The following is a 449-nucleotide window of genomic DNA, read 5'->3' on the forward strand; positions in this document are numbered from 1 at the left end:
GGTTTATAAAGATTAGAGAGATGTTGAATGTTCCCAAACATTCACACTAGTGTCCCGTTCGTCTAGAGGCCTAGGACACCGCCCTTTCACGGCGGTAACAGGGGTTCGACTCCCCTACGGGATACCACTTCTTTTTAGAAGTGACAGTTTTGCTTCTGCTTTTTCAAAAGCGGAGACAAAAAATGGGTCGTTAGCTCAGTTGGTAGAGCAGTTGACTTTTAATCAATTGGTCGCAGGTTCGAATCCTGCACGACCCACCATTTCAAGATATATGAAGGGGCTATAGCTCAGCTGGGAGAGCGCCTGCCTTGCACGCAGGAGGTCAGCAGTTCGATCCTGCTTAGCTCCACCATCTTGAAACGTTCTACCACAAGAACGAAAAACTAAATGTGGGCGATTAGCTCAGTTGGGAGAGCACCTGCCTTACAAGCAGGGGGTCACTGGTTCGA

At 48.6% G+C, this 449-nt stretch carries 3 tRNA genes; all 3 read left to right on the forward strand.

Annotated features, from left to right (window positions below):
- Window positions 1-51 precede the first annotated feature (51 nt).
- The 3 genes from M9194_RS21595 (at window position 52) to M9194_RS21605 (ending at window position 352) form a co-directional block, all read left to right on the forward strand.
- Window positions 52-127, forward strand: a tRNA-Glu gene (locus tag M9194_RS21595).
- 57 nt (window positions 128-184) lie between these two features.
- Window positions 185-260, forward strand: a tRNA-Lys gene (locus M9194_RS21600).
- Window positions 261-276: 16 nt separating this feature from the next.
- Window positions 277-352 (forward strand) — tRNA-Ala (locus tag M9194_RS21605).
- The last annotated feature ends 97 nt before the right edge of the window (window positions 353-449 follow it).

The organism is Vibrio sinus (genome assembly GCF_023634645.1).
Lineage (GTDB): Bacteria > Pseudomonadota > Gammaproteobacteria > Enterobacterales > Vibrionaceae > Vibrio > Vibrio sinus.